This window comes from Streptomyces sp. NBC_00234 (assembly GCF_036195325.1).
Lineage (GTDB): Bacteria > Actinomycetota > Actinomycetes > Streptomycetales > Streptomycetaceae > Streptomyces.
This window is the reverse complement of record NZ_CP108101.1, coordinates 2,075,943-2,098,380: the sequence shown is the minus strand read 5'-3', so window position 1 is coordinate 2,098,380 and position 22,438 is coordinate 2,075,943. Positions and strand designations below refer to the sequence as shown.

The following is a 22,438-nucleotide window of genomic DNA, read 5'->3' as shown; positions in this document are numbered from 1 at the left end:
GCGGTAAGGGATAGTGGGGTATGTGAGTGCTGTGCCCGTACCCCAGACCCGTTCCCGAGCCGCCACCGCGCCCGACGGCGCGGCCAGCCGCCGCAGCCTGGCCGCAGCCCTGCTCCTCGGCGCGGCGGGCTCGACCGTCGTCCTCCTCGCGTCCGGCCGGACGTGGGCCGAGGGCGAGGCCGCCGTCGGCGGCGGGATCCTCCCGCTGACGGCCGACGGCCAGGACGTCACCGGCCTCCCCGCGGCCCTGGCCATCGTCGCGCTGGCGGCCCTCGTCGCCGTGTTCGCGGTCCGGAGCGGCGGCCGTGCGCTCGTCGCCGGACTCCTCGCCCTCAGCGGCCTCGGCGCCGGCCTGAGCGCCTACCTGGGCGCCTCGGACAGCACGGCCCTCGACGAGAAGGCCGCGCAGACCACCGGCAACACCTCGGCCACCATCGACGCCCTCACCCACACCGCCTGGCCGTACGTCACGGCCGTCGGCGGGCTGCTGATCCTCCTCGCCGGGCTGCTCGCCCTGCGCTACGGGAGCCGCTGGCCCACCATGTCGGGACGGTACGAGCGCGACGGCACGCCCCGCCCCCGTAAGACCGCCCCCGCCGCCGTGGACCCCGACCGGCCCGAGGACCTCTGGAAGGCCCTGGACCGCGGCGAGGACCCGACGCGCGAGGTATGACCCCCCAGCTCACGTCCTACCCGCACGTACGGGACAATGGGTCCGAGCTTTCTGTACAGCGATACCTTCAGCGCAACACCAACGAGGAGCAACTCATGGCGGGCAGCAGCCACGGACACACCCCGGCCGCCTGGACCGGTGTCATCATCTCGTTCATCGGCTTCTGTGTCGCAGGCGTCTTCATGGTCGCGGCCAACCCGCTCGGCTTCTGGGCCGGTATCGCCGTCGTCTTCATCGGCGGTGTCGTCGGTCTCGCCATGAGGGCCGCCGGTCTCGGCATGCCGAAGGAGTCGGCGGAGCTGGCCCAGGCCAGGGCGCGCGCGGGACAGGCCCAGACCACCTCCTGACCCTCCGCCCCCGACGTACGACGCGAGGCGCAGCCCTGCCCGGGCTGCGCCTTTCCGTATGAACGGCGACAATCACCGGGTGGACGCCTCGCCAGCACAAGACGCCGCCCCGCCACCCGCCGGGCCACCACCCTCAGGAGCGGCCTCGCCGCACGCTCCCGTGTTCGCCCCCGCTCCCGCCCACGCGCCCGTCTCCCGGCTCCGGCGGCTCGCCGCGCCCGTGGGCGCGATGGCCGTCGTCGTCGGAGCCTTCGGATACGTGGCGACGGTCGACCCGAACGAGCCGGGCCACTACCCGGTCTGCCCGCTGCTCCGGTTCACCGGCGTGTTCTGCCCCGGCTGCGGCGGACTGCGCAGCGCCTACGCGTTCGCCCACGGAGACCTCGGCGCCGCACTCGGCTCGAACGCGCCGGCCGTCGTCGGCTACGGCGTGTTCGCCGTCGTCTGGGTGCTGTGGATGGTCCGCGCGAGCAGGGGGAAGCCCCTGCGGATCACTCTCGCCCCGGGCTACTGGTGGAGCATCGGGGCCCTGCTGCTGATCTTCGCGGTCGTCCGGAACCTGCCGTTCGGCTCGGCGCTGGCGCCGTGAATGCCCAGGTAGTGGGACGCGAGCTGACACGATGCGGGCCCATCGGCCTCCTGCGGATACCATCGTCATGGCTGATCCTGTTCCCTCATCACCGTCATCACCGTTCCGGAAGGGGGCCGCTCGCGTGAGTGTGCTCGACGAGATCATCGAAGGCGTTCGCGCCGACCTCGCGGAGCGGCAGGCGCGCGTCAGCCTCGACGAGCTGAAGGAGCGCGCCGCGCGCGCTCCCGAGGCGAAGGACGGAGTCGCCGCACTGCGCGGCGAGGGTGTGACCGTCATCTGCGAGGTCAAGCGTTCCAGCCCCTCCAAGGGGGCCCTGGCCGCGATCGCCGACCCGGCCGCGCTCGCCGCGGACTACGAGGCCGGCGGCGCGTCCGTCATCTCCGTCCTCACCGAGGAGCGCCGCTTCGGCGGCTCGCTCGCGGACCTGGAGGCCGTGCGTGCGAAGGTCGACACGCCGATCCTCCGCAAGGACTTCATCGTCACCTCGTACCAGCTGTGGGAGGCCCGCGCCTACGGCGCCGACCTGGTCCTGCTGATCGTCGCCGCTCTCGACCAGGAGGCCCTGGTCTCGCTGATCGAGCGCGCCGAGTCGATCGGCCTGACGCCGCTGGTCGAGGCGCACGACGAGGAGGAGGCGGAGCGTGCGGTGGACGCCGGGGCGAAGATCATCGGTGTCAACGCGCGCAACCTGAAGGACCTCAAGGTCGACCGCTCCACCTTCGAGCGCGTCGCCCCCGAGATCCCCGACCACATCGTGAAGGTCGCCGAGTCCGGAGTCCGCGGTCCGCACGACCTGATCGCCTACGCCAACGCGGGCGCCGACGCGGTGCTCGTCGGCGAATCCCTGGTCACCGGCCGCGACCCGCGGGCCGCCGTCGCCGACCTGGTCGCCGCCGGCGCCCACCCGGCGCTCAGGCACGGACGGGGCTGACCCTTCCGATGTCCGCCGACCGTCCCGTGTGCCGCGTCCGGCCGGGCCTGCGCCCCGCCGGGGCGACGGCCCGGGTCCCGCACGCGCCGCTGGCGCGCGGCTGCCGCCCGCGCGGCTGCCGCGCCCCCGCCAGGCGCGTGCACGGCCGGCGTGTGCGGTACGTGATCGGCGACGAGCCGGGACAGGTCAACGGCATGCGATGGCGCACGGGGTCCGCGCCGTAGCGAGCCCCGGCCGTCACCCCTCGTCGCAAACGGGGGACCCGTACGACCGCACCGCCCCGACCGCACCGCGGTCGGCGTGGCGCTCCGCTCACGGCGCATACGGTGAACCCACCCGTTGCAATGTCGAGGAGCATGTCGGATGTCGTCTGACTTCTTCATTCCGGACCCCGAGGGTCTGATCCCCAGCGCCGAGGGCTATTTCGGCGCGTTCGGTGGAAAGTTCATCCCGGAGGCGCTCGTCGCCGCCGTGGACGAGGTCGCCGTCGAGTACGACAAGGCGAAGAGCGACCCGAACTTCGCCGCCGAGCTCAACGAGCTCATGGTCAACTACACCGGGCGGCCCAGCGCGCTGACCGAGGTCCCGCGCTTCGCCGAGCACGCGGGCGGCGCACGGGTCTTCCTCAAGCGCGAGGACCTGAACCACACCGGCTCGCACAAGATCAACAACGTGCTGGGCCAGGCACTTCTCACCAAGCGCATGGGCAAGACCCGGGTCATCGCCGAGACGGGCGCGGGCCAGCACGGCGTCGCCACGGCGACCGCCTGCGCGCTCTTCGGGCTCGACTGCACCATCTACATGGGGGAGATCGACACCGAGCGGCAGGCGCTGAACGTGGCGCGGATGCGGATGCTCGGCGCCGAGGTCATCGCCGTGAAGTCCGGCTCCAGGACGCTCAAGGACGCCATCAACGAGGCGTTCCGCGACTGGGTCGCCAACGTGGACCGTACGCACTACCTCTTCGGCACGGTCGCCGGACCGCACCCCTTCCCGGCGATGGTCCGCGACTTCCACCGGGTGATCGGCGTCGAGGCCAGGCGGCAGATCCTGGAGCGGGCCGGACGGCTGCCGGACGCCGCGGTCGCCTGTGTCGGCGGCGGCTCCAACGCCATCGGCCTCTTCCACGCCTTCATCCCGGACGCCGGAGTCCGTCTGATCGGCTGCGAGCCGGCCGGACACGGCGTGGAGACCGGCGAGCACGCGGCGACGCTGACCGCGGGCGAGCCCGGCATCCTGCACGGCTCGCGGTCCTACGTCCTCCAGGACGAGGAGGGCCAGATCACCGAGCCGTACTCGATCTCGGCCGGACTCGACTACCCGGGCATCGGCCCGGAGCACGCCTACCTGAAGGACCTCGGCCGCGGCGAGTACCGCGCGGTCACCGACGACGCCGCCATGCAGGCGCTGCGCCTCCTCTCCCGCACCGAAGGGATCATCCCGGCCATCGAGAGCGCGCACGCGCTGGCGGGGGCCCTGGACCTCGGGCAGGAGCTCGGCGAGGACGGGCTGATCCTGATCAACCTGTCCGGCCGCGGCGACAAGGACATGGACACGGCGGCGCGGTACTTCGGGCTGTACGACACGGAGGGGGCCAAGTGAGCGGGCACGGCGGAAACACGGAGCTGCTGAGTACGACGCTGGCCAAGGCGAAGTCGGAGGACCGGGCGGCGCTGATCGCGTATCTGCCCGCCGGATTCCCGACCGTCGACGGCGGCATCGCGGCGGTGAAGGCGGTCGTCGCGGGCGGCGCCGACGTCGTCGAGATCGGTCTCCCGCACAGCGACCCGGTGCTCGACGGACCGGTCATCCAGACCGCCGACGACATCGCCCTGCGCGGCGGCGTCAAGATCGCCGATGTGATGCGTACGGTCCGCGAGGCGTACGAGGCGACCGGGGCCCCGATCCTCGTCATGACGTACTGGAACCCCATCGACCGGTACGGCATCGAACGCTTCACCGCCGAGCTCGCCGAGGCGGGCGGCGCCGGGTGCATCCTGCCCGACCTGCCGGTCCAGGAGTCCGCGGTGTGGCGCGAGCACGCCGCGAAGCACGGGCTCGCGACCGTGTTCGTCGTCGCGCCGAGCAGCCAGGACAAGCGCCTCGCCACCATCACGGCGGCGGGCTCCGGCTTCGTCTACGCGGCCTCGCTCATGGGGGTCACCGGCACCCGTGAGTCGGTCGGCGAGCAGGCCCAGGACCTGGTGCGGCGCACCCGCGCCACCACCGACCTGCCGGTCTGCGTGGGCCTCGGCGTCTCCAACGCCGAGCAGGCCCGGGAGGTCGCCGGCTTCGCGGACGGCGTGATCGTCGGCTCCGCCTTCGTCAAGCGGATGCTGGACGCCGCCGACGAGGCCGCCGGCCTGGACGCGGTCCGCGCGTTGGCGGGCGAACTGGCCGAAGGCGTTCGAAAGCGCTGACACCGGGTGTAACCCGTACGGGTGGACCTGGACCGGGGAGGCACGCACGTGCCTCCCCGGTTCGTTGCTGCGGGTGTGAGCGAGAAGAACCGTGAGGGAAACAGGGCCGCGCGCGACCGGCTCGTCCAGCAGCGTGAGCGGGAGAAGGCGCGCGAGCGCCGTCGGCGCACGCTGATCGTCGCGAGCGCCGTCGTGGGGGTGCTGGCCCTGGCCGCCGTGGTCGGCCTGATCGCCGCGAACGCGGGCAAGGACGACAACGACAGCGAGGCGGGGCCCGCGGTCGCGCCCTCGGGTGCGACCGGCAAGGACAGCCTCGCCCTCCAGGTCGGGGCGGACGGCGCGCCGTCCACGCTCACGATCTGGGAGGACTTCCGCTGCCCGGTCTGCGCCCAGTTCGAGAACGCCTTCCGGGACACGATCCACGAGCTGCAGGCCAGCGGCCAGATCAAGGTCGAGTACCACCTCGCCACGATCATCGACGGAAATCTCGGCGGCAGCGGATCGCTGAAGGCGGCCAACGCGGCGGGGTGTGCGCAGGATGCCGGGAAGTTTCCCGAGTACCACGACGTGCTCTACCGCAATCAGCCCGCCGAGTCCGACGACGCCTTCGGCCAGAACAGCAAGCTGATCGAGCTGGCCGGTGAGGTCAAGGGCCTCGACACCCCGGCCTTCCGCAGCTGCGTGGAGAGCGGCACACACGACTCCTGGGTCCAGAAATCCAACACGGCCTTCCAGAACGGCGGATTCCAGGGCACTCCGACCGCCCTGCTCAACGGCGAGTCGATCTTTCCGAGCAAGGACGGCGAGCAGATCTCCGAGGCGAACCTGAAGAAGTGGGTCGCCGAGGCCAACAAGGGCAAGAAGCCGGCGACGGTCACCCCGACGCCGTCGGCCTCCTGACGAGGGCACGGGGCGGGCTCGTGAGGGCAGCCCCGTTACCCAGAAGTTGTCGGACGGCTTGCCGTACGTCCCACCCGGCAAGGTAGCGTCGACCCCGTCATGAACCTTGCCTACATTCCCAGCCCGTCGACCGGTGTGATCGATCTCGGCCCGATCCCCCTTCGCGGCTACGCGTTCTGCATCATCATCGGTGTCTTCGTCGCCGTCTGGTTCGGCAACAAGCGCTGGGTCGCCCGGGGCGGCAAAGCCGGCACAGTTGCCGACATTGCCGTCTGGGCCGTGCCCTTCGGACTTGTCGGCGGCAGGCTCTACCACGTCATCACCGACTACCAGCTGTACTTCAGCGAGGGTGAGAACTGGGTCGACGCCTTCAAGATCTGGGAAGGCGGCCTCGGAATCTGGGGCGCGATCGCGCTCGGCGCGGTCGGTGCCTGGATCGGCTGCCGTCGCCGCGGAATCCCGCTGCCCGCCTGGGCCGACGCGCTCGCACCCGGTATCGCTCTCGCCCAGGCCATCGGCCGCTGGGGCAACTGGTTCAACCAGGAGCTGTACGGCAAGCCGACCGAGGTGCCCTGGGCGCTGGAGATCAGCGAGGGCCCGAACCGGGTCGCGGGCACCTACCACCCGACCTTCCTCTACGAGTCGCTCTGGTGCATCGGCGTCGCGCTGCTGGTGATCTGGGCGGACCGCCGGTTCAAGCTCGGACACGGCCGGGCGTTCGCGCTGTACGTCGCGGCGTACTGCACGGGCCGTGCCTGGATCGAGTACATGCGGGTCGACGAGGCCCACCACGTGCTCGGCCTCCGGCTCAACGTGTGGACCGCGATCGTCGTCTTCGTGCTCGCCGTGACCTACATCGTCATCTCGGCGAAGGTGCGGCCGGGACGCGAGGAGATCGTCGAGCCCGACGCCACCGACCGGGTCGACCTGTCCAAGGGCGCCGACGGCGACAGCGACACCGAGTCCGCGGCGGACGCCGGTGACACCGCTGACGCCGAGAAGGCCGCCGGATCCGACGACCCCGTCGATGCCGCGGACGCCACGGACGCCACGGAGGGCTCCGACGAGCCCGAGACGAACGGTGCTCCGGAGACCGCCGACAAGAGCTGACCGCTCGGCGACGCACTCGCGCTCCTCAATCGCCGGACGGGCTTGATCCTCAAGCCCGTCCGGCGATTTCTACGTTCCGCCCGCTCAGCCCGGCTGTGCCAGGGCCAGCGTCCGCCGCGCCGAGGCGACCACCGCCGCATCGACGAACCTTCCGTCCGGCAGCGCCTGGGCGCCCGCGTCCAGCAGGGCCGCCGCCACGATCTGCTCGGCGGCCTCGATCTCCCGGGCGGTGGGCCGGAACGCCCGCTCGATGACCGCCAGCTGCCGGGGATGGATCGCCGCCCGGCCCAGCAGCCCCAGGGACCGGCCGTGGGCGCAGGACGACCACAGCCCGTCCAGGTCCCTGATGTCGGGGAACACCGACTGGACGGGCGGAGCGAGCCCTGCCGCCCGCGCCGCGACCACGATCCGGCTGCGCGACCAGTCCAGACCGGCGTCCTCCCGCACCCCCAGGTCCGCCCGGAGGTCCGCCTCGCCCAGCGCGATGCCCCGTACCTCGTGATGGGCGGAGGCGATCGTGTACGCGTGCTCGACGGCGAGCGCCGACTCCAGGAGCGGGTAGAGCGGGACGCCGGGCGCCAGCGCCGCCACATGGTGGACGCTCGCCGCATGCGTGATCTTGGGGAGCCGCAGCCCGGAGAGGCCCGGCAGCCCCGCCAGGGCCCGTACGTCGTCCTCGCCGTGGACCCGGACGTGGACCGGTACCGAACCCGCGGCGGGTTCGGTGAGCAGTTCGGCGGTGGCCGACCTGGCGTACTCCTTCCGGTCGGGAGCGACCGCGTCCTCCAGATCGATGATCACCACGTCCGCACCCGAACAGAGCGCCTTGTTCACCACCTCCGGCCGGTCCCCGGGGACGTACAGCCAGGTCAGAGGCACCGCGGTGGTCACAGGGCGCCCTCCGAGCGCAGGGCGGCGATCTGGGGGCCCGAGAGGCCGAGTCCGTCGAGGATCTCCTCGGTGTCCGCACCGTGGGGCCGGCCGGCCCAGCGGATCGAGCCGGGAGTCTCCGAGAGCCGGAACAGGACGTTCTGCATGCGCAACGGGCCCAGTTCCGGGTCGTCGACCTCGGTGATCGTGTCGAGGGCGCGGTACTGCGGGTCCTCCATCACGTCCCGTACGTCATGGATGGGAGCGATGGCGGCCTCCGCCTTCTCGAACGCGGAGACGGCGTCTTCGCGGGTGTGCCGGGCGATCCAGTTGCCCACCGCCTCGTCGAGTTCCTCGGTGTGTTCCGCGCGGGTCGTGCCCGCGGCGAACCAGGGTTCGTCGATCAGTTCCGGGCGCCCGACCAGGCGCATCACGCGCTCGGCGATCGACTGGGCCGAGGTGGAGACCGCGACCCAGTGGCCGTCGGAGGTGCGGTACGTGTTGCGCGGGGCGTTGTTGCGGGAGCGGTTGCCGGTGCGCTCCTGTACGTAACCGAGCTGGTCGTACCAGAGCGGCTGCGGGCCCAGGACCGTCAGGATCGGTTCGATGATCGCCATGTCGACGACCTGCCCCTGCCCGGTGCGGTCCCGTCCGGCGAGCGCCGTCATCACGGCGTACGCGGTGGCGAGCGCGGCGATCGAGTCGGCGAGGCCGAACGGCGGCAGGGTCGGCGGTCCGTCCGGTTCGCCGGTGATCGCCGCGAAGCCGCTCATCGCCTCGGCGAGCGTGCCGAAGCCGGGGCGGTGGGAGTACGGACCGAACTGGCCGAAGCCGGTGACGCGTGCGAGAACCAGCCGGGGGTTCACCGCGTGGAGTTCCGCCGGGCCGATGCCCCAGCGTTCCAGGGTGCCGGGCCGGAAGTTCTCGATGACGACGTCCGTCTCCGCGGCCAGCTTCAGCAGCACGTCACGGCCGCCCGGGCTGGACAGGTCGAGGGTGAGGTTGCGCTTGTTGCGGCCGAGCAGCTTCCACCACAGGCCGATGCCGTCCTTCGCCGGGCCGTGCCCGCGCGAGGGGTCCGGCCTGCGCGGATGCTCGACCTTGATCACCTCGGCGCCGAAGTCGCCGAGCATGGTGGCCGCCAGTGGGCCCGCGAACAGCGTGGCGAGGTCGAGGACCTTCAGGCCGGCCAGGGGAGCGGTCGTCGAAGTGCTCATGCGGCATCGATCTCGCTGCGGTACGGCATGGACGTCGACGCGCCCGGTTTCTGTACGCAGAGCGCGGCTGCCGACGAGGCCCAGGACAGGGCGTCCGGTACGGCTCTGCCCTCGCCCAGCGCCACGGCCAGGGTGCCGACGAAGGTGTCCCCGGCGCCGGTCGTGTCCACCGCGGTGACGGCCGGGGCGGGGAAGTGGACGGGCACGCCGCCCCGGGCCGCGTACAGGCAGCCCTTCGCGCCGAGGGTGATGACGACCTCCGGGACGTGGCGGAGCAGCACCTCCGCCGCCGCGTGCGGCCCGGGGACACCGGTGAGGGCGGCGGCCTCGTGCTCGTTGGGGATCAACAGGTCGACGGCCTCGAAGAGTTCGTCCGGGAGCACCTGCACGGGGGACGGCGTGAGGATGGTCCGCACGCCCTGGGCGTGGGCCGCCCGCGCGCCCTCGATCACGGCGGACAGCGGGAGCTCCAGCTGGAGGAGCAGCAGGTCGGCGCCTGCGATGGCGGCCGTCTCGCCGGGGCCGAGCGCGGTCATGGTGCCGTTGGCTCCGGGGATCACCACGATGGAGTTGCCGCCGAGGTCGTCCACGACGATGTGGGCGGTGCCGCTGGGGCCCTCCGCGGTGTGCAGCAGATCGGTGTCGACACCCGAGTGCTCCAAGTTGGCGCGGAGGGCGACCCCGTACGCGTCGTCGCCGACCGCGCCGATCATCACCACCTCGCCGCCCGCGCGGGCGGCGGCGACGGCCTGGTTGGCGCCCTTGCCGCCGGGAATCGTCCGGAACTCCCGTCCGGTCACGGTCTCACCGCGCCCGGGTGCCCGGGCGACGTAGGCGACAAGGTCCATGTTGGTGCTGCCGAGCACCGCGATACCGGTCATGGGCGCAGTACCTCCTGGTAGGTCAGATCAGCGAGCGTGTCGAAGCCGATGGAGTCGAAACCCGGGACGGACGTGGCGAGGCGGTTCTTCAGCGGGGCGGTCCATTCGGCGGGGAGCGCGGTGGGCCGCCCCGCCAGCAGGCCGGCGAGCGAACCGGCCGTGGCGCCGTTCGAGTCGGTGTCCCAGCCGCCGGACACCGCGCATCCGACGGAACGGCCGAAGTCCCCGTCGGCGTGGGTGAGGGCCGCGGCCAGCAGGGCGGCGTTGGGCAGCACGTGCACCCAGTGGTGGGTGTCCGCGTACGTGGCGTGCAGCCGGTCGACGACCTGGTCGAAGTCCGGTTCCGCGCGGGCCGTTTCGATGCCGAGGCGGATCGCGCGCGCGAACCGGGAGCGGGGAGGCACCACGCGCAGCCCCACCGCCAGACAGCCGTGCACATCGGTCTCGCCGCCGGCCGCCTCGGCGAGGGCGGCGGCCGTGAACATCGCCCCGTACACACCGTTGGCCGTGTGGGTGAGAACGGCGTCCCGGTGGGCCTGCGCGGCGGCGGCTGCCGGATCGCCGGGGTGGGTCCAGCCGTGCACGTCGGCACGGATCTGGGCGCCGATCCACTCCCGGAACGGATTGCGGTACCGGGCGGTGTCCGGCGGCTCCATGCCGTCGAGCAGATTGCGGTACGCGACCCGCTCGGCGGTGAAGACGCGGCCCGCGGGGAGTTCGTCGAGCCACAGGCGGCCGAGGTCGGCGGTGGTGAAGGAGCGTCCATGGCGTTGGAGCAACAGCACGGTCAGCAGAGGGTAGTTGAGGTCGTCGTCCTCGGGCATGCCGTCGATGTTCTCGGCGAGGGACGTGGGGGCGGACCGGCGGTTCCACGGGTGGGCGGCCAGCAGGTCGGCCGGGACGCCCTTCGCGGTGAACCAGGTGGTGAGCGGCCAGTTCCCGGCGGCGCGGGCCAGGGCGCGGATACCGGCGAGCGGCAGCTTCTCGACGGGCTTTCCGAGCAGGCAGCCCGCGGCCCGGCCCAGCCAGGCGGCGTGCAGCCGGTCGGGCTCGACGAGTGTGCGCTCCGTGCGGGTGGCGGGCCAGCGCGGGCAGGCCGCCCGGATCGCCTCCAGCCCGGTCGGCTCGTCCTCGGCCAACGGCCGTGTCAGCAGGTCGAGTTCGTCGAGCAGCCGGCCGGCGAGCGCGCGCAGCCGGGGCGGTGCCGGAGGCTCCGAGGCACCGGCCCGGTCGGGGGCGGGGGCGCCGCCCGCCTCGTACCAGCGCCGCTCGATGTCCTGTGCGTCCCGGCCGTCCTGTGCCGCCTGGCGCAGTTCGTGTCCGAGCAGGTCCTCGGGCTGCACCCAGGTCAGGCGGACGTTCACCGGGAGCCCGCCAGGGTCGCGAAGGCCGCCTCGTGCGCGCGGCGTCGGGCGGTGTCCCGTTCGAAGATCTCCCGCGTCACCTCGGTCAGGGTCCTGGCGGGGGCATGCAGATCGAGGCGGCTGGCCTCGGCGACCGTCTTCACCCAGGCGGCGGGAACGGTCCGTTCGCCGTGGAGTGCTCCCGCCAGCGCGCCGCTCATCGTGGCGATCGAGTCGCAGTCGCGGCCGTAGTTGACCGAGCCCAGGACCGCGTGACGGTAGTCGCCGCCCGCGACGAGCAGCATGCCGAGTGCGATCGGCAGCTCCTCGATGGAGTGCAGGCGGGAGGGGCGGCGGGCGCCGAGGGAGGGGGCGCGGTAGTCCGGGCCCACCGTGTCGAAGGGCGCGACCGCGGTACGCAGGGGGGTCAGGGCCGACTCGAAGTCGGTGTACCCGGAGGCGGTTTCGCACACCGCCTCGATCGCCGCGCGGGTTCCGTCCTTGGCGAGCGCCAGACAGCTGTCGACCACGGTGGCGGGGGTGGCGCCCGGGGCGCAGGCGGCGGCCACGGCCGCCGCGAAGACCCCGGCCGCCTCCCTCCCGTACGAGGACTGGTGCGCCCCCGCGATGTCCAGCGCCTCCGCGTACGCGGCCTCCGGGTGCGCGGCGTTGACCAGGCCGGCGGGCGCCATGTACATCGCGGCACCGCAGTTGACGATGTTGCCCGAGCCCGCCTCGCGCGGGTCGACGTGGCCGTAGTGCAGCCGCGCGACGATCCACTTCTCGGCGAGGAAGATCCGCTGGAGGGGGAGCGCCTCGGCCTCCAGCTCCGGAATCCAGCGGGGGTTGGAGATCAGGTCCGGTACGAGGTGGTCCGCGACGGAGTACGCGTCGAGGTGGTCGCGCACGGTCCCGTAGACCCGTACCAGCGCGTGCGTCATCAAGGTGTCGTCGGTGATGTGTCCGTCGCCCTTGTGGTACGGCGCGATGGGGCGGGCGGTCCGCCAGTCCTCGCCGTACCAGGGGCCCACGATGCCGTTGATCCGGCCGCCGTGGCGCTCGGAGATCTGTTCCGGGGTCCAGCCCTCGACCGGGCCGCCGAGTGCGTCGCCGACGGCGGCGCCGACGAGCGCGCCGGCGATCCGTTCATCGAGGGTCAGCGTGGTGGGTGCGATGGATGCTGTGGGCGTCATGTCGGAATTGTCCACCCGGGGCGGCCGGTTCCGTGTCTGCCAGGAGCCCGGCGAGTTCGATGAGGTCGGTGCCCGCGAACCGGGGCAGCGCGCATCCCGCGAGCGTGCGGCACGCCTCCCGCCAGCCCGCGGGCACGGTGCCGCTTCCGCCGAGCGCGCCGGTCAGCGCCCCGGCGAGCGCGGGAGCGGAGTCGGCGACCCGGGAGAGGCAGGCCGCCGACGGGACCGCCTGCGCGATCTCGCCCCGGGCCGCCGTGGTCAGGGCGAGGGCGACCGGCACCGTCTCGGCCGCGGCGATGCCGTAGCTGTAGACGTGGTCGACGATCTGGTGCTCCAGCACGGGGACCAGGGCGAACGCTCCGGCCGGCTCGTCGGCGAACTCGCGGGCGATCCGGACGGCGTGCGCGGCATTGCGGGCGATCTCGGTGCCCTCCGGGAGCTGGGCGAGCGCCGCGTTCACCGCGGTGTCGACGTCCGCACCCGCGAGGGCCTCGGCGATCGCTGCGGCGATCGCACGGGCCCCGTGGACCCCGTCGCCGTCCTGTGTGTAGCGGGCGTCGAACTCGGCGAGTGCGGCGGCGGCGTCGGGGTCGCCGGGGTGGACGACCGCGAGCACGGCGGCGCGTACGCAGGCGGCGTCGTCGAAGTAGTGCGGGTTGTCGTGCCCGGTCGCGGGCGGGCGCAGACCGGCGGCGAGATTGCCGAGCCCGGCCCGCACGGAGATCCGGGCGCGGAGGGGGAGCACGGCGGCCTCGACCTCGGGCGCCCGGGCGCCCGCCTCGGCGACCTTCGCCGCCAGGGCGTTCCAGGCCCGGTCGATGGCATCGCGCATCCGGCGCTCGTCGGAGAGCCCGAGCCCCCGGTCGGCGGCCGCGGCCAGCACCGTACGGGCCGCGAAGGCCGCCCACTCGGCGTCGTCGGACGGCCCGAGCCGGAGTGGTTCCGGCGGCTGGTTGAGGGCGATCGGGACGGGCAGCGTGGTCGTGGCGTTCTGCTCGGCGAAGGTGTCGAGCTCACGGGTGAGCCGCCGCGTCCACTCGGGCATCCGGGCCGCCCGGTGCCGCGCCGCGGGCCACCCCGCGGCGTCCCCGGCGGCCAGCCCGAGCAGCAGCCCCTCGATCCGCACCCGCCGCCCGGGAACGCCGCGCGCCCCGGGTGCTTCGAGCGGTGCGGCGTCCTGCCCGGCACGGGCCGGGGTCGCGGTGACGGAGGAGGGGTCGGTCCGGGGCGGGGTGGTGGGGCGTGCCGTCGTCATCGTCGTGTTCCCTGTTCGCGGGTGAGCCGGATCGTGCCGAAGGTGCGGGCGGGGGCCGGGCCGGGCGCGGGAGCCGGGTCGTCCGCCTCGTCGGGGGTCAGGAGTTCCGCGATGTCCAGCACGTGGTAGCCCCGCATCGACGGCAGACAGCTCCCGCGAACCGGGCCGATCGCCGCGGCCCAGTCCGGCGGGATCGACGACGCCCCGTTCAGCGCTCCGGCCAGCGCCCCCGCCACCGCGGCCGTGGTGTCCGCGTCCCGGCCCATGTTGACGGCCGTCAGCACCGCCGTACGGAAGTCGCCGCGCGCGGCCGTGAACGCGCCGAAGGCCAGGCCCACGGCCTCGGGCGCGAGATCCGTCCACGGATAGCCGCCGATCACCACCGCCGAACGCACCGCGCGCTCCGTCGTCAGCCGGTCGGGGTACGAGCGCTGCGCGGCCGACACCGCGCGCCGCATCGACCGTGCCGTCCAGGAGTCCATCGGTACGACGGAGAGCGCGGCGGCGATGACCGAGGCCGGCCCGCACCCCGTCATCGCGGCCGCCACCCCGGCGGCGACCGCCTGCCCGCCGTAGATGCCCTCCCCGTCGTGGCTCACCCCGCCGTCCACCGCCACCAGCCGGGCCGCTTCCGCCGGCCGGCCCGCCGCGAAGACCCCGAAGGGCGCCGCCCGCATCGCGAGACCGTCGCTCCAGGCGTGCCGGTGCTGCGCCGAGATCGGTGCGGCCAGCCCCCGGCGCAGGTTCTCCAGGGTGCCGCGCTCACTGAATCCGGCGCCGCGGAACGGCCCCTCGTCCAGGTCCGCGATCCAGTGGTGCCAGGCCCGCTCCACATGGGCGACCGTCAGCGCCGAACCGTGCCGGGCCAGCAGGAGCCCCGAGAAGATCGCGTACTCCGTGTCGTCCGTGCCCGCCGGGTCCTCGCTCACGAACCCCTCGATCCGGCCCCAGCGGCGGCGGATCTCGGACGGGCGGAGGTTCTCCGCCGGTGCGCCCAGCGCGTCGCCCACGGCGAGACCGAGCAGCGCGCCACGGGCCCGGTCGCTCCGCTCCGTGGCGGGGCGGACCGCGGTACGGCCGTCCGTTCCCGCCCGCACCCGTGTGTCATCGGCGCCCACACCTCCCTGCGGCTCGGCCGGATTGCCTGCAATCAGCTCCATCGCGTCGACCCTTCGCTCGTACCGCGCCGGTTCGCCGTCGGTGCGGCCACCGGCGGGACCACCTGAGCGATCTGTCCCACGCGAGGGGCCGGGGGAGGCCGCCCGCGGCAACAAAAGGGCCACACGGATGACGCCGGCCGCACCTCTCCCGGAGCCGCCCCGAACTGCCTTCCGGGGCAGGTAAGTACGGCCTTCCTTGCTGGCGGGAGGCGTTTTTCGTGCGTACTTTCGATGGTGTTGGCGGGGACGCAAGGCAGAACCCCGCTTCCGGAGAAGGGGAGAGCTCTGTGTCCATCATCGAGACCGACGCCGTACTGCACGTGGCGCACCGCGACAACCACACCCACCGGGATGTGAACGGTGGCTGGCTGCGTCCCGCGGTGTTCGGAGCGATGGACGGACTGGTCTCCAACCTCGCGCTGATGACCGGTGTCGCGGGCGGTTCGGTCTCGCAGCAGACCATCGTGATCACGGGTCTGGCGGGCCTGGCCGCGGGCGCGTTCTCGATGGCGGCGGGCGAATACACCTCCGTCGCCTCGCAGCGTGAGCTCGTCGAAGCCGAACTCGACGTCGAGCGGCGGGAGCTGCGTAAGCACCCCAAGGACGAGATGGCGGAGCTCGCGGCGCTCTACACCTCCCGCGGAGTCGACCCCGCGCTGGCCCACGAGGTTGCCCGGCAGCTGTCCAGGGACCCCGAGCAGGCGCTGGAGATCCATGCCCGCGAGGAGCTCGGGATCGACCCGGGCGACCTGCCCTCGCCGCTCGTCGCCGCCGTCTCGTCCTTCGGCGCCTTCGCGCTCGGCGCGCTCCTGCCCGTGCTGCCCTACCTGCTCGGCGCCACCGAACTCTGGCCCGCCGTGCTGCTCGCGCTGGCCGGCCTCTTCGGCTGCGGAGCAGTGGTCTCGCGGGTCACCGCCCGCAGCTGGTGGTTCAGCGGGCTGCGGCAGCTCGTGCTCGGCGGCACCGCGGCGGCGCTCACGTACGGGCTCGGGATGGTCTTCGGCGTCGCCGTCGGCGGCTGACCTGCGGGGGCCGCTGTACCCGTAGTCGGGGGCGTTGCCCATGTGTCGGCGGTGTGACGTACGTCGTGATGGTCCTCACTGGGCGGAACGGCACCGCGCGACGTAAAATGAGTCTCTATACAGGACTACACATAAGTAGCCGTTACTCGGCGGTTTCGTTTACACGACCGCCGGGCAAGAGACGTAGACACACGCGGGCAACGACGCCCGCTCTCTGCGGTCTCCCCCGGGCACCGGCCGAATACGGTCCGTCCCGACTGCGACCCACCTCAGCCACTCCGTGGCGTCCGCATGCTGGAACGGACTATCCGCTTTTTGAGAAGCGTTCCATCATGTAACCTGCACGAAATTTCGCAGAGGGCCAACGTCGTCCCTCGGCAATGCATATGCCACGACGACGACGGGAGAGCCGATGCGTTCCGACGCCTGGTCGCCCATGGACGGTCGCCCCGCCCAGCAGGGGATGTACGACCCCCGTAACGAGCACGACGCCTGTGGCGTCGGGTTCGTGGCCACTCTGACCGGTGTGGCCAGCCATGAGCTGGTCGAGCAGGCGCTGACCGTACTGCGCAACCTCGAACACCGCGGCGCCACAGGATCCGAGCCCGACTCGGGTGACGGCGCCGGCATTCTTCTCCAGGTTCCGGATGCCTTCCTCCGCGAAGAGGTCTCCTTCGACCTCCCCGAGGCCGGCTCCTACGCCGTCGGAATCGCCTTCCTGCCTGCGGACGACGCCGCCGAGTCCGTCCAGAAGATCGAGAAGATCGCCGCCGAAGAGGGCCTGAAGGTCCTCGGCTGGCGCGAGGTCCCGGTCACCCCGGACCTCCTGGGCAACGGTGCCCGCGCCACGATGCCCGAGTTCCGCCAGCTGATCGTCGCCGACGGCACGAGCACCGGTGTGGTGCTCGACCGCAAGGCGTTCGTGCTGCGCAAGCGATCCGAGCGCGAGGCCGGGGTGTACTTCCCCTCCCTCTCCGCGCGCACGATCGTCTACAAGGGCATGCTCACGACCGGGCAGCTGGAGCCGTTCTTCCCGGACCTCTCCGACCGCCGTTTCGCCACCGCGGTCGCGCTGGTCCACTCGCGCTTCTCCACGAACACCTTCCCGAGCTGGCCGCTCGCCCACCCGTACCGCTTCGTCGCGCACAACGGCGAGATCAACACGGTCAAGGGCAACCGCAACTGGATGAAGGCCCGCGAGTCCCAGCTCGCCTCGCGCCTCTTCGGTTCCGAGCAGCTGGACCGGATCTTCCCCGTCTGCACCCCGGACGCCTCCGACTCGGCCTCCTTCGACGAGGTCCTGGAGCTGCTCCACCTCGGTGGCCGTTCGCTGCCGCACTCGGTGCTGATGATGGTCCCCGAGGCATGGGAGAACCACGCCTCGATGGACCCGGCCCGCCGCGCCTTCTACCAGTACCACTCCACGATGATGGAGCCCTGGGACGGCCCGGCCTGCGTCACCTTCACCGACGGCACCCAGGTCGGCGCGGTCCTCGACCGCAACGGTCTGCGCCCCGGCCGCTACTGGGTCACCGACGACGGCCTCGTCGTCCTCTCCTCCGAGGTCGGTGTCCTGGACATCGACCCCGCGAAGGTCGTCCGCAAGGGCCGCCTCCAGCCCGGCAAGATGTTCCTCGTCGACACCGCCGAGCGCCGCATCATCGAGGACGACGAGATCAAGGCGTCCCTCGCGGCCGAGCAGCCGTACGAGGAGTGGCTGGAGACCGGAGAGATCGAGCTCTCCGACCTCCCCGAGCGCGAACACATCGTGCACACCCACGCCTCGGTCACCCGCCGCCAGCAGACCTTCGGCTACACCGAGGAAGAGCTCCGCGTCATCCTCGCGCCGATGGCCCGCACCGCCGGCGAGCCGCTCGGCTCCATGGGTACGGACTCGCCGATCGCCGCACTGTCCGAGCGCCCCCGGCTGCTCTTCGACTACTTCACCCAGCTCTTCGCGCAGGTCACCAACCCGCCGCTGGACGCCATCCGCGAGGAGCTCGTCACCTCGCTGCGCTCCACGCTCGGCCCGCAGGGCAACCTGCTGGAGCCGACCGCCGCGGCGTGCCGCAGCGTCACGCTGCCGTTCCCGGTGATCGACAACGACGAGCTGGCCAAGCTCATACACATCAACGCCGACGGCGACATGCCGGGCATGAAGGCGGCCACGCTCTCCGGTCTCTACCGGGTCGGCGGCGGCGGCGACGCCCTCGCCGCCCGCATCGAGGAGATCTGTACCGAGGTCGACGCCGCCATAGAGGACGGCGCCCGCCTGATCGTCCTCTCCGACCGGCACTCCGACGCCGAGCACGCGCCGATCCCCTCGCTGCTGCTCACCTCGGCCGTTCACCACCACCTCATCCGTACCAAGCAGCGCACCCAGGTGGGGCTGCTGGTCGAGGCCGGTGACGTCCGCGAGGTCCACCACGTCGCCCTGCTGATCGGCTACGGCGCCGCCGCGGTCAACCCGTACCTGGCAATGGAGTCCGTCGAGGACCTGGTCCGCGCCGGCACGTTCATCGAGGGCATCGAGGCCGAGCAGGCCATCCGGAACCTGATCTACGCGCTCGGCAAGGGCGTCCTGAAGGTCATGTCCAAGATGGGCATCTCGACCGTCGCCTCCTACCGGGGCGCCCAGGTCTTCGAGGCCGTCGGCCTGGACGAGGCGTTCGTCGGGCGGTACTTCAACGGCACCGCGACCAAGATCGGCGGAGCCGGTCTGGAGGTCGTCGCCAAGGAGGTCGCCGCCCGGCACACCAAGGCGTACCCGGCCTCCGGCATCGCGGCCTCGCACCGCGCGCTGGAGATCGGCGGCGAGTACCAGTGGCGCCGCGAGGGCGAGCCGCACCTGTTCGACCCGGAGACGGTCTTCCGCCTCCAGCACGCCACCCGCAACCGCCGGTACGACATCTTCAAGAAGTACACGGGCCGGGTGAACGAGCAGTCCGAGCGCCTCATGACGCTCCGCGGCCTGTTCGGCTTCGCCTCGGACCGCGAGGCCATCCCGCTCGACGAGGTCGAGCCCGTCTCCGCCATCGTCAAGCGCTTCTCCACCGGCGCCATGTCGTACGGCTCGATCTCCGGCGAGGCGCACGAGACCCTCGCCATCGCCATGAACCAGCTGGGCGGCAAGTCCAACACCGGTGAGGGCGGCGAGGACGCGGACCGCCTGTACGACCCGGCACGCCGCTCGTCCATCAAGCAGGTCGCCTCCGGCCGCTTCGGCGTGACCAGCGAGTACCTGGTCAACGCGGACGACATCCAGATCAAGATGGCGCAGGGCGCCAAGCCCGGCGAGGGCGGTCAGCTGCCCGGCCACAAGGTCTACCCGTGGGTCGCCAAGACCCGGCACTCCACCCCGGGTGTCGGTCTGATCTCCCCGCCGCCGCACCACGACATCTACTCCATCGAGGACCTGGCTCAGCTGATCCACGACCTCAAGAACGCCAACCCGGCGGCCCGCATCCACGTGAAGCTGGTCTCCGAGGTCGGTGTCGGCACGGTCGCCGCGGGTGTCTCCAAGGCCCACGCGGACGTCGTCCTCATCTCCGGCCACGACGGCGGCACGGGCGCGTCCCCGCTCACCTCGCTGAAGCACGCGGGCGGTCCCTGGGAGCTCGGCCTCGCCGAGACCCAGCAGACCCTGCTGCTCAACGGCCTGCGCGACCGCATCGTCGTCCAGACCGACGGACAGCTGAAGACCGGCCGCGACGTCGTCATCGCCGCGCTGCTGGGCGCCGAGGAGTTCGGTTTCGCGACCGCGCCGCTCGTCGTCTCCGGCTGCGTCATGATGCGCGTCTGCCACCTCGACACCTGCCCCGTGGGCATCGCCACGCAGAACCCCGTTCTGCGCGAGCGGTTCTCCGGCAAGGCCGAGTACATCGTCAACTTCTTCGAGTTCATCGCCGAAGAGGTCCGCGAGATCCTCGCCGAGCTGGGCTTCCGCACGATCGAGGAGGCCGTCGGCCACGCCGAACTCCTCGACACCGACCGGGCCATCAGCCACTGGAAGGCGCAGGGTCTCGACCTGAAGCCGCTCTTCCACGTGCCGGAACTGCCCGAGGGCGCGGTCCGCCACCAGGTCGTCGAGCAGGACCACGGGCTCACCAAGGCGCTCGACAACGAGCTGATCAAGCTCGCCGCCGACGCCCTCGGCGCGGAGAGCGCCGAGGCCGCCCAGCCGGTCCGGGCCCAGGTCGCGATCCGGAACATCAACCGGACCGTCGGCACCATGCTCGGCCACGAGGTCACCAAGAAGTTCGGCGGTGCGGGCCTGCCCGAGGACACCATCGACGTGACCTTCACCGGGTCCGCCGGCCAGTCCTTCGGCGCCTTCGTCCCGCGCGGTGTCACGCTGCGCCTGGAGGGCGACGCCAACGACTACGTCGGCAAGGGCCTCTCCGGCGGTCGCATCGTCGTCCGCCCGGACCGCGGAGCCGACCACCTCGCCGAGTACTCCACCATCGCGGGCAACACCATCGCCTACGGTGCGACCGGCGGCGAACTGTTCCTGCGCGGCCGGACCGGAGAGCGGTTCTGTGTCCGTAACTCGGGCGCGACGGTCGTCTCGGAAGGCGTGGGCGACCACGGCTGCGAGTACATGACCGGTGGCCACGCCGTCGTCCTCGGCGAGACCGGACGCAACTTCGCCGCGGGCATGTCCGGCGGTATCGCGTACGTGGTCGACCTGGACCGCGACAACGTCAACATCGGCAACCTCGGTGCGGTCGAGACCCTCGACGAGACCGACAAGCAGTGGCTGCACGACGTCGTGCGCCGCCACCAGGAGGAGACCGGCTCCACGGTCGCCGAGAAGCTGCTGGCCGAGTGGGACGCCTCGGCGGCCCGCTTCAGCAAGATCATCCCGTCCGCCTACAAGGCAGTGCTCGCCGCCAAGGACGCCGCTGAGCTCGCCGGTCTCTCCGAGCAGGAGACCACCGAGAAGATGATGGAGGCGGCGACCAATGGCTGACCCCAAGGGCTTCCTGACCACCGGCCGCGAGGTCGCCGAGACCCGCCCCACCGGCGAGCGCGTCAAGGACTGGAACGAGGTCTACGTTCCGGGCTCGCTGCTCCCGATCATCAGCAAGCAGGCCGGCCGCTGCATGGACTGCGGCATCCCGTTCTGCCACAACGGCTGTCCGCTCGGAAACCTCATCCCCGAGTGGAACGACTACGCCTACCGCGAGGACTGGACGGCGGCGTCCGAGCGCCTCCACGCCACGAACAACTTCCCGGAGTTCACGGGCCGTCTGTGCCCCGCTCCGTGCGAGTCGGCGTGTGTGCTCGGCATCAACCAGCCGGCCGTCACCATCAAGAACGTCGAAGTCTCCATCATCGACAAGGCATGGGACAGCGGCGACGTCACCCCGCAGCCGCCCGAGCGGCTGTCCGGCAAGACCGTGGCCGTCATCGGCTCCGGCCCGGCCGGTCTGGCCGCCGCCCAGCAGCTGACCCGGGCCGGCCACACGGTCGTCGTCTACGAGCGCGCCGACCGCATCGGCGGCCTGCTCCGCTACGGCATCCCCGAGTTCAAGATGGAGAAGTCGCACATCAACCGCCGCATCGAGCAGATGCGCGCGGAAGGCACCAAGTTCCGTACGGAGGTGGAGATCGGCAAGGACATCGACGCCGCCAAGCTCCGCCGCCGCTACGACTCGGTCGTCATCGCCGCAGGCGCCACCGTCTCCCGCGATCTGCCCGTCCCGGGCCGTGAGCTGAACGGCGTGCACTTCGCGATGGAGTACCTGCCGCTCGCCAACAAGGTGCAGGAGGGCGACCTGACGGTCTCCCCGATCACCGCGGAGGGCAAGCACGTCGTCGTCATCGGCGGCGGCGACACCGGCGCCGACTGCGTCGGTACCGCCCACCGTCAGGGCGCGGCCTCCGTCACCCAGCTGGAGATCATGCCGAAGCCGGGCGAGGACCGGAACGCCAACCAGCCGTGGCCGACCTTCCCGATGCTCTACAAGGTCACCTCCGCGCACGAGGAGGGCGGCGAGCGGGTCTACTCCGTCTCGACCACCCACTTCGAGGGCGACGAGGACGGGAACGTTCAGGCCCTCCACCTGGTCGAGGTGGAGTTCAAGGACGGTAAGCTGGAGCAGAAGCCCGGTACCGAGCGGCGGATTCCCGCCCAGCTCGTGACCCTGGCCATGGGCTTCACCGGTACCGACCAGGCCAACGGCCTCGTCCAGCAGTTCGGCCTCGACCTCGACCAGCGGGGTAACGTGGCCCGTGACGAGGACTACGCGACCAACGTCGCCGGTGTGTACGTGGCCGGTGACGCGGGCCGAGGCCAGTCACTGATCGTCTGGGCCATTGCCGAGGGCCGCTCCGCGGCACGCGGCGTGGACCGGTACCTGACCGGGACCAGCGCACTGCCGGCCCCGATCCGCCCGACGGACCGTTCACTGACGGTCTGATCGCGGCACACAAAGACGTCCCGTACAACGGCGTACGGAACTGAACGCGGCGCCTGCCTTGTCCCCGACCGGACTCTGGTGGGCGCCGTGGCGCGTCCG

Annotated in this window: 19 protein-coding genes; 12 read left to right on the top strand and 7 right to left on the bottom strand. The window is 72.0% G+C overall.

Translation table 11 applies throughout. The features are described 5' to 3' along the window. Positions 1-13: 13 nt before the first annotated feature. From OG230_RS09105 to lgt, 9 genes are all read left to right on the top strand, one after another. Positions 14-673, top strand: a complete 660-nt coding sequence (locus OG230_RS09105) for a TIGR02234 family membrane protein (protein ID WP_328909635.1) — start codon at positions 14-16, stop codon at positions 671-673. A gap of 95 nt (positions 674-768) precedes the next feature. Further along, complete coding sequence (locus OG230_RS09100) at positions 769-1,020, top strand: HGxxPAAW family protein (RefSeq protein WP_328909634.1); 252 nt, start codon at positions 769-771, stop codon at positions 1,018-1,020. 58 nt (positions 1,021-1,078) lie between these two features. After that, positions 1,079-1,609, top strand: coding sequence for a DUF2752 domain-containing protein (locus tag OG230_RS09095; protein ID WP_443051517.1), 531 nt, complete (start codon positions 1,079-1,081; stop codon positions 1,607-1,609). A 124-nt stretch (positions 1,610-1,733) separates the two neighbouring features. Continuing rightward, on the top strand, positions 1,734-2,543 hold the full coding sequence (trpC, locus tag OG230_RS09090; protein WP_328909632.1) for an indole-3-glycerol phosphate synthase TrpC: 810 nt from the start codon (positions 1,734-1,736) through the stop codon (positions 2,541-2,543). An 8-nt stretch (positions 2,544-2,551) separates the two neighbouring features. Next, positions 2,552-2,767: a tryptophan biosynthesis modulator TrpM gene (trpM, locus tag OG230_RS09085; RefSeq protein ID WP_328909631.1), complete on the top strand. Its 216-nt coding sequence runs from the start codon at positions 2,552-2,554 to the stop codon at positions 2,765-2,767. A gap of 139 nt (positions 2,768-2,906) precedes the next feature. Next, complete coding sequence (gene trpB, locus OG230_RS09080) at positions 2,907-4,145, top strand: tryptophan synthase subunit beta (protein WP_328909630.1); 1,239 nt, start codon at positions 2,907-2,909, stop codon at positions 4,143-4,145. Continuing rightward, positions 4,142-4,963 carry a tryptophan synthase subunit alpha gene (gene trpA / locus OG230_RS09075; RefSeq protein WP_328909629.1) on the top strand — a complete coding sequence of 274 codons (822 nt, stop codon included), beginning with the start codon at positions 4,142-4,144 and terminating at the stop codon, positions 4,961-4,963. The genes trpB and trpA overlap by 4 nt, the downstream gene beginning before the upstream one ends. Positions 4,964-5,038: 75 nt before the next feature. Beyond that, positions 5,039-5,863, top strand: coding sequence for a DsbA family protein (locus OG230_RS09070; RefSeq protein ID WP_328909628.1), 825 nt, complete (start codon positions 5,039-5,041; stop codon positions 5,861-5,863). 99 nt (positions 5,864-5,962) lie between these two features. Further along, positions 5,963-6,973 (top strand): prolipoprotein diacylglyceryl transferase, encoded by a 1,011-nt coding sequence (gene lgt / locus OG230_RS09065; RefSeq protein ID WP_328909627.1) that lies wholly within the window; start codon positions 5,963-5,965, stop codon positions 6,971-6,973. 84 nt (positions 6,974-7,057) lie between these two features. Here the strand turns inward: lgt and OG230_RS09060 are convergent, their stop codons facing one another. From OG230_RS09060 to OG230_RS09030, 7 genes are read right to left on the bottom strand one after another with little or no spacing between them, the layout of a single operon-like run. After that, positions 7,058-7,864 (bottom strand): HpcH/HpaI aldolase/citrate lyase family protein, encoded by an 807-nt coding sequence (locus OG230_RS09060; protein WP_328909626.1) that lies wholly within the window; start codon positions 7,862-7,864, stop codon positions 7,058-7,060. Beyond that, a complete protein-coding gene (locus OG230_RS09055; RefSeq protein WP_328909625.1) occupies positions 7,861-9,060 on the bottom strand; it encodes a CaiB/BaiF CoA transferase family protein in 1,200 nt (399 codons plus the stop codon). Before OG230_RS09055 ends, OG230_RS09060 begins: the two co-directional genes overlap by 4 nt. Continuing rightward, the gene (rbsK, locus tag OG230_RS09050; RefSeq protein WP_328909624.1) at positions 9,057-9,941 is read right to left on the bottom strand and encodes a ribokinase; all 885 of its coding nucleotides are present in this window, start codon (positions 9,939-9,941) and stop codon (positions 9,057-9,059) included. The genes OG230_RS09055 and rbsK overlap by 4 nt, the downstream gene beginning before the upstream one ends. After that, entirely contained in the window at positions 9,938-11,305 is a 1,368-nt protein-coding gene (locus tag OG230_RS09045) for an ADP-ribosylglycohydrolase family protein (protein ID WP_328909623.1), read from the bottom strand. Before OG230_RS09045 ends, rbsK begins: the two co-directional genes overlap by 4 nt. Then, positions 11,302-12,477 (bottom strand): ADP-ribosylglycohydrolase family protein, encoded by a 1,176-nt coding sequence (locus tag OG230_RS09040; RefSeq protein WP_328909622.1) that lies wholly within the window; start codon positions 12,475-12,477, stop codon positions 11,302-11,304. The genes OG230_RS09045 and OG230_RS09040 overlap by 4 nt, the downstream gene beginning before the upstream one ends. Beyond that, complete coding sequence (locus tag OG230_RS09035; protein ID WP_328909621.1) at positions 12,431-13,732, bottom strand: ADP-ribosylglycohydrolase family protein; 1,302 nt, start codon at positions 13,730-13,732, stop codon at positions 12,431-12,433. The genes OG230_RS09040 and OG230_RS09035 overlap by 47 nt, the downstream gene beginning before the upstream one ends. After that, on the bottom strand, positions 13,729-14,892 hold the full coding sequence (locus OG230_RS09030) for an ADP-ribosylglycohydrolase family protein (protein WP_328909620.1): 1,164 nt from the start codon (positions 14,890-14,892) through the stop codon (positions 13,729-13,731). Before OG230_RS09030 ends, OG230_RS09035 begins: the two co-directional genes overlap by 4 nt. Positions 14,893-15,179: 287 nt before the next feature. Between OG230_RS09030 and OG230_RS09025 the strand changes: the two genes are divergently transcribed. The 3 genes from OG230_RS09025 (at position 15,180) to OG230_RS09015 (ending at position 22,339) form a co-directional block, all read left to right on the top strand. Next, the gene (locus OG230_RS09025) at positions 15,180-15,914 is read left to right on the top strand and encodes a VIT1/CCC1 transporter family protein (protein WP_328909619.1); all 735 of its coding nucleotides are present in this window, start codon (positions 15,180-15,182) and stop codon (positions 15,912-15,914) included. A gap of 412 nt (positions 15,915-16,326) precedes the next feature. Then, positions 16,327-20,886, top strand: coding sequence for a glutamate synthase large subunit (gene gltB / locus OG230_RS09020; RefSeq protein ID WP_328909618.1), 4,560 nt, complete (start codon positions 16,327-16,329; stop codon positions 20,884-20,886). Continuing rightward, positions 20,879-22,339, top strand: a complete 1,461-nt coding sequence (locus OG230_RS09015) for a glutamate synthase subunit beta (protein ID WP_328909617.1) — start codon at positions 20,879-20,881, stop codon at positions 22,337-22,339. The genes gltB and OG230_RS09015 overlap by 8 nt, the downstream gene beginning before the upstream one ends. Positions 22,340-22,438: the final 99 nt, after the last annotated feature.